This window comes from Sphaerochaeta sp., from assembly GCF_050256055.1.
Classification (GTDB): domain Bacteria; phylum Spirochaetota; class Spirochaetia; order Sphaerochaetales; family Sphaerochaetaceae; genus Sphaerochaeta.
In genome coordinates, this window is record NZ_JBFWIJ010000047.1 from 1 (window position 1) to 6,541 (window position 6,541).

5 protein-coding genes are annotated in these 6,541 nt (G+C 50.3%); all 5 read right to left on the reverse strand.

The genetic code is table 11. From position 1 onward, the window contains the following. Positions 1–159: 159 nt before the first annotated feature. Complete coding sequence (locus tag AB7C91_RS13310) at positions 160–2,160, reverse strand: alginate lyase family protein (RefSeq protein WP_428592239.1); 2,001 nt, start codon at positions 2,158–2,160, stop codon at positions 160–162. Positions 2,161–2,170: 10 nt separating this feature from the next. Next, entirely contained in the window at positions 2,171–3,316 is a 1,146-nt protein-coding gene (locus AB7C91_RS13315; RefSeq protein WP_332447155.1) for a glycoside hydrolase family 88 protein, read from the reverse strand. A 2-nt stretch (positions 3,317–3,318) separates the two neighbouring features. Then, positions 3,319–4,155: a carbohydrate ABC transporter permease gene (locus tag AB7C91_RS13320; protein ID WP_332447154.1), complete on the reverse strand. Its 837-nt coding sequence runs from the start codon at positions 4,153–4,155 to the stop codon at positions 3,319–3,321. 10 nt (positions 4,156–4,165) lie between these two features. Next, positions 4,166–5,044 (reverse strand): sugar ABC transporter permease, encoded by an 879-nt coding sequence (locus tag AB7C91_RS13325; RefSeq protein WP_332447153.1) that lies wholly within the window; start codon positions 5,042–5,044, stop codon positions 4,166–4,168. A gap of 76 nt (positions 5,045–5,120) precedes the next feature. Beyond that, positions 5,121–6,407 (reverse strand): ABC transporter substrate-binding protein, encoded by a 1,287-nt coding sequence (locus AB7C91_RS13330; RefSeq protein ID WP_428592244.1) that lies wholly within the window; start codon positions 6,405–6,407, stop codon positions 5,121–5,123. Between the last annotated feature and the right edge of the window lie 134 nt (positions 6,408–6,541).

Genomic DNA, 6,541 nt, shown 5'->3' on the forward strand with positions numbered 1-6,541 from the left:
GACAAAGAAAAAAGATTACGAAGGCTAAATCTATACAAACATGTTTGTGTTTTGGAATGGCAAAATAAAAGCTTGCTTCTCAATGAGTTGCAAGCTTTTTTCTGGGTTTTAGCTGTCAAAATCAGGATAGCAAAATTGGAAAAGGATGTAAATATCAATTCAGCAGAACAGTCGAGTCCCGATTTCCACCTCCCCTTTTGCCCGGTCGAACACCACCACCGAACCAAAGCCCGTACAACCATCGGCATTGAAGGTATCGGTGGGACTGGCCCATTCCTGATGGGCGATGACCACGGTGAAAACCTGCTCGGCCTTCTGGATATGCACCGCCTCAAGAAAGCTGTCACTGAACCGCGTTTTCTTGAAATTGGAAAGAACCCTGCATTTGGAAAGCGTTGCCGGAATCATCGCTTTTGGTGCGTTGAGGGAGATCAGCGTAAAAAGAGAAGCAAATGCATCGGATTCAACCTCACTGACCAAAGTCTTGTTGTCGACCAACTGATTGTACTGTCGGGACAGGCGTGTATTCTTGAGAAATTGCGTCACCCCTTCGGAGGAGGTCACCAGCACCTGCACCTCATTGTCCAGACTGCGGTAGAAGACTCCCTCTTCAGTCAATTTGACCTTGCCCCTATCGTTGAAATGCAAATAACTCTGATATGAGTGCTTTTCATGAGCCAAAAAGGCATCACAGATGAGGATCAGGTCATCACTGAGCGTGATGATGGTCCGTTTCGGCAACACTCCCACATCAAGGTACCCTTGGTGACTGCCCTGTAGGGCACAATACGGTCCTTTTTGAACCGCATCGAACAACAAGGGACCACTGAGCTTCAGACATTCCCAACTATCCTTGCACACGGTGAAATTCCTATGATCCACCGTCGTCGTGTTATGCGCCGTGCTATCCTTGAACTCGTACCGCTCGGCTTTCGGGACATAGGTGTACCTGCCCGCATCGACAAGCACATCCTCATCGTTGGCAAACAAGTCAAAATGCAATTTGTCACTATGTCCATGTCCTGCTCCCAAGGTCCCGCAGTGAAACCTCAGATAGTAAGCATCCGTACGGATGACGGCATTCCGGCTCTCCTGGAGAACCGTCAAGGACCGCCCGCATTTCACGGAAGGCAGTCGGTCATAGGTTTGGATGGCTTGAGACCCCAGATCCCATACGCTGTCGAAATCCAGATGGGCATACCCTCCGGCCTTCAGAAGCCCATCCTCAAACAGACAAGCGCCCTTGGTGATGATATCCCGCTGGTCGATGCGGTCACTGTCTCCCATACAGGGTTCACTGCCATCGGGTTTCTGCAATGCCAAGGAAGCAAGACACATCAAGTGTGTCTTTTCCTTAATCACCGCATCCAACACAAGATGCAGTCGCTTGGCCAGCAATACCACATCCAGATAGTCATGAGCCACCTCATTGTGATACATCGGAGACTGTTCCCACTGAAACCCGTCGTCGTAGACCTGCATCTGGATTTCCAATGACAAGCGTCTCAACGCTTCCTTGGTGAACGAACGGCTTTGTTCATCGGACGGCAAGGCAAGGGAAGCGAGCAGCAACCCATGATTCTCCAGCACTCCCCAATTACTCATCAGATGATAGCTGTCCCACACGGACATCAAAAACCTTGCATGTTCCGCTACGGATGCAAGGAAAGTATCAATCACTTCACCGGTGATCGAGGGGCTGTCGCGGAAATACTGCATGGCCTTCGTCCAGTACTCCATTCGCAGGCCCGCCTCGATGGATCGCCATGCTTTCTGGCAGGCGGGATCGGTCCGTTTCACCCGTTTGACCCAATCACACAGTTGGTGGGCAAACGTTTGGGCGTACGTTTCATCATGAGTCAGGGCATATGCCTGCCCAAGACAGATCCAGAAACGCATCCGATTGAAGGCAAACACCCATTCGCTGTCATCACCGGGTTGGTACAGCCAATGGATGACCGAGGGGAACACCACCGGTTCACTGGTACGTTCCATATCCCAACGAAGATTGAAAAGGAAGGACTGCTTCACCACCGCATCGGCGATTTCCAGGACCTTGCGAACCTCGGCTTGTTCGTAGGTGCGAACATATGAGGCGACTGAAGCGACATCGTCCAAGAAACAGATGCGGGTCTGTGAGAAATACTCCTCTCTGGTCATGTGAACCCTCCTACCAATACGAAACCCACCCGCCTTTCAGACGAGTCAACGCTTCCATGTAGAAATAATCACCCCAAGAGACGCATTCATCAACCCCTTCAGGCGTGCAGGAATTGAATGGCGAGCGTTTTGAATAGGTTCCATGCAGCACCAACCCGTTCGAGCAAACGGGGTCGGTGACTCGGTAGAAGGAAAACAGATTTTGCATCAAGGCTTTGGCCCATGATCGATAATACCCTGCCTCCTGCTCGGGAAGATGCTGTGCCATCTCAAGAAAGGCACAGGCCGCAATCGAAGCACTGGAAGAGTCACGGGGTTCATCCCCTTCGGTGAAGATCAAATCCCAATAGGGGATCAGATCGGCAGGCAGACGGGCAAGGAAATAGGCGGCGGACTGTCGAAATTGCTCGATGCATATAGCATCACCGGTATACCGGTAGCTCAGGGCGAGACCGTACAACGCCCATGTCTGGCCCCGGGTCCATGCGGAATCGAAACGATACCCCTGCACCGTCTCGCCTCGCAAGGGACGCCCCGTTTGCGCATCCATGAAGAACGTATGGTAGGTCGAGCCGTCCGGCCGAAAGGAATAGTGCAGACAGGTTCGGGTATGGGAAAGGGCAATCTCCCGGTAGCGTTCATCCCCGGTTTGGTCGCTCGCCCAATACAGCAATGGCAGATTCATCAGACAATCGATGATGAACCGGTGGTTCTTTTGGTCATGCATGTTTCCCCATGCCTGCAAAAAGGAACCCTTTTTCTGGAATCGGGTCATCAGCTGGTCTGCTGCCAGTAAGGCTGCTGTTCTTGCCCGTTTGCTGCCATCCAAATGATACAAGGATACACAAGAAGGCGTATAGAGGAATCCCATATCATGATGGTCCACCTCCCGACGACGTACGATTCGATCCAGGAAACTCTCGGCCAGGACATACGATGCATGCAACAGAGCCGGAGACCCTGTATGCTCGTATGCCAGACAGATTTCTCCAGGCCAGAACCCACAGGTCCATTGTGTATTATCGCACGCAGGATAGAAGTTGTTGACCGATGAATGGTTTTGGCATCGATAGGTAAAGTTCGGCAAATTACGAAGCACCTGATTTGATGCCTCATCGAGGGCCTGCAGTATCGTTGCATCGGAGATTTCGGTCATATTCACCCCTTTAGTCCTGTGCTGGCGACACCTTGGACAAAGAATTTTTGCAAGGAAAGGAATACTGCCACAACAGGGATGAGGGCTACCACACTGGCTGCCATGATCAAACCATATTCACTGGAATACTGACTGATGAACATTCTCAGACCTATCTGTATGGTCTTCAGTTCCGTTCTTGTCAAATACAACAATGGACCGAGAAAATCATTCCAGGTATTGACGAAGGTGAAGATCGTCAAGGTGGAAAGAGCTGGCTTGGACAACGGCAACATGATTTTGGCCCAGATGGCGTATTCATTCATTCCATCGATGCGGGCTGCTTCACACAACTCATCCGGAACACTCATGAAGAACTGCTTCATCAAGAACACCCCGAAGGCGCTGAACGCCTGCAGGCAGATGATCGCCAAATGCGTATTGTTCAATCCGAAGGATCGCATCATCATGAACTGCGGCACCATATAGACTTGCCAGGGCATGGCAATGGTGGCGACATACCCGAGAAACAGGAAGTCACGCCCTTTGAATTGCAGCTTGGCAAAAGCATAGGCGGCGAACGAAGAAGTCAGCAATTGCAGAAAGGTTACGATGATCGTCAATTTGGCGGTATTGCGGATGAACAATCCCAACGGGATGGTAGACCAAATTTCCACATAATTCTCCCAGCGCGGCTGGGAAGGTATCCATTCTATCGGGAATCGGAATACATCCTTGTCCAGCTTCAATGAAGCACTGAGCATCCAGGCGAAGGGAATGAGCATCAGAAGGACACACAACAGCAACAAGAAATACAACATGAGCATATTCAATCGGGTATGTTTGGTAGTCACCTGCATTTTGGGTCCCTCAGCGCATGCGTTGCTCACCCTTGAATTGAATCAAGGTGACACCCAAGACCAACACGAACAAAACCATGGCCACCGCACTGGCGGATCCCAAGTTCCAGCTTACGAAGGCCTTGTTGTAGATGTCATAGACCAGCACGAGGGTGGATGTGCCGGGACCGGCCTGGGTTACCATGTAGACGATATCATAGACCTTGAAACATTGGATGGTAAGCATGACCATCACAAAGAAGGTAGTCGCACTCAACTGGGGGACGGTCACGAACAGGAAGCGTTGCCAGGCATTGGCTCCATCAAGATTGGCCGCTTCATACAATTCGGCGTTGATACCCTGCAATCCTGCAAGATAAATGATCATGTAATACCCCATGTATTTCCAGACACTGAAGAGAATGATGGTCACCATCGCCCAATTCTTGTCCGCCGCCCAACCAGGAACTGTTTTCAAGCCCAATGTGTAGAGCACCATATTCACCGGGCCTTTCGAAGGATTGAAGATCATGTTCCATACCGCAGCCACTGCCACCAATGAGGCGACATAAGGGAAGAAACAGATGGTACGGATTATGTTTCTGGCTTTCAGTCCCTGATTGAGAATGACGGCCAAAAACAGGCTGCTTACCAGCGTAAGCGGAACCGTACCCAGTGTATAGACTATGGTATTTCTCAACGCTGCCTTGAATTGGTCATCATCCAACAAGTCGGTGAAATTGGAAAACCCGGCCCATTGGATAGGGTTCGACCCATCCCAATGCAACAGTGCCAATACCACGGCGAACACAATGGGAATGAGGGTGAACACAGCAAAACCTATGAAATTTGGGGCGATGAAACTATACGCCACCAACTGCCTTTTGATGCGTGCATTCTTTGCGGGCATGCAGATATCCTTATCGTCATACAGATTGAGGGTACAGGAAGCAGGATTGCTTCCTGTACCAAAGGAAGGGATACGGTTACTTGGACAGGATTTTTTGTACCTGCTCGTTCATCTTTGCAAGACCTGCATCGATGCTGATGTTGTTGGTCATGATCTCGTCATGGACCTGATTCAGCACGACCTCAATCTCTCCTGCCTTCTCATGCAACGGCATTTCCAAATAGGTCTTCACCACCTGCAGGGCATCCCTGCTTGCCTGGTCGGTGGGGAACCCGGGCATGGATGCGATGATCTTGATGACTTGGTCATCCTTGATCGCCGGGATGGTACCCGTCTTCGCGATGATCTGTGCCCCCTCGCCTCCGGTTACGAACCTCACAAAATCAAATGCGGCATCCTTTTTCTGCGAAGCATTGCTGACGCCGAGGCTGGTGATGGTTCCCAAGGTGGTCCCGGCTGGCACGCCTTCGGCATGCGGATATTTGACCAAACCCCAGTTCTTCACTTCGGTCTTCCCTTGGTCAATTTGGTTGATCAAGGTGGCGATGAACCAAGAACCCATGTTCATCATGGCGACGCTGTTGTTGTAGAATACCCCACTGTAATGGGTGGAGGATGTCTTCAAGGTAGCGTAATCCTGTACGATCCCATCCTTCTGTTCATTGAGCACCATCTGATAATACGGTTTGAGAAAATCATAGGTACCGTCTACGATGGTGTGTTTGCCGTCAAGGATGCCGAATAACTGTACTGCTGAACGCCAAGTATGATAATGAGCTCCGTATACCTTGTCAGCGCCGACCCCACTGGTCATTCTGCGGGCAAGTGCATCATATTGGGCAAAGGTCATGTCATTGGTCGGATAGGCAACTTTCGCCTTGTCAAAAAGATCCTTGTTGTAATACACCAACCAGAAATCGCTTCGGAACGGAATTCCGTACAGTTTTCCATCAACAGAAATCTGATCGGTCGTTCCACCGTACTGGGCAAGGTTGATGTTCTCACTCTTGATCTTGTCGTTCAGATTCATCAGCAGATTGCGTTTGACCAGATTGTTGTACCCCGGAATATCCTTGATGGTGACCACATCAATTGAGGAATCACCACCGGAAAGCTGAGTCTGCAACATGGTCATAAAATCGGCTGACCCCAAATCCAGCATCTCGATCTTCACCTTGGGATGGGTAGCTTCATAGGCCTTGATCAACGGTTCATAATACGTAGTCGAGGCAATATCCCAAAGTGCCCACTTCAAGGTAATCTCCCCGCTTGGGGAGGCAGGTGCTGCTTCCTTGGTTCCATTTGCAAAGCCAAAGCCGACCACCAAGCAGACCATCACCATCACCAATACCACTTTTTTCATGCAAAATCCTCCTTTTGAGGGGCATGGCCCCTTTCTGCTTGTAAGGGTACGGCCGAGCTGAAAGCAAATCCATGCACTTCGTTGCGCAAAACATTGAGTATTATCCGAACGTGTCTTGATTCTTGCACTTTTTT

Excerpts from the sequence above, each read along its gene's own strand:
- AB7C91_RS13330 (WP_428592244.1), bottom strand. The coding sequence starts at position 6,407 with ATGAAAAAAGTGGTATTGGTGATGGTGATGGTCTGCTTGGTGGTCGGC.
- AB7C91_RS13310 (WP_428592239.1), bottom strand. The coding sequence starts at position 2,160 with ATGACCAGAGAGGAGTATTTCTCACAGACCCGCATCTGTTTCTTGGAC.
- AB7C91_RS13315 (WP_332447155.1), bottom strand. The coding sequence starts at position 3,316 with ATGACCGAAATCTCCGATGCAACGATACTGCAGGCCCTCGATGAGGCA.
- AB7C91_RS13325 (WP_332447153.1), bottom strand. The coding sequence starts at position 5,044 with ATGCCCGCAAAGAATGCACGCATCAAAAGGCAGTTGGTGGCGTATAGT.
- AB7C91_RS13320 (WP_332447154.1), bottom strand. The coding sequence starts at position 4,155 with ATGCAGGTGACTACCAAACATACCCGATTGAATATGCTCATGTTGTAT.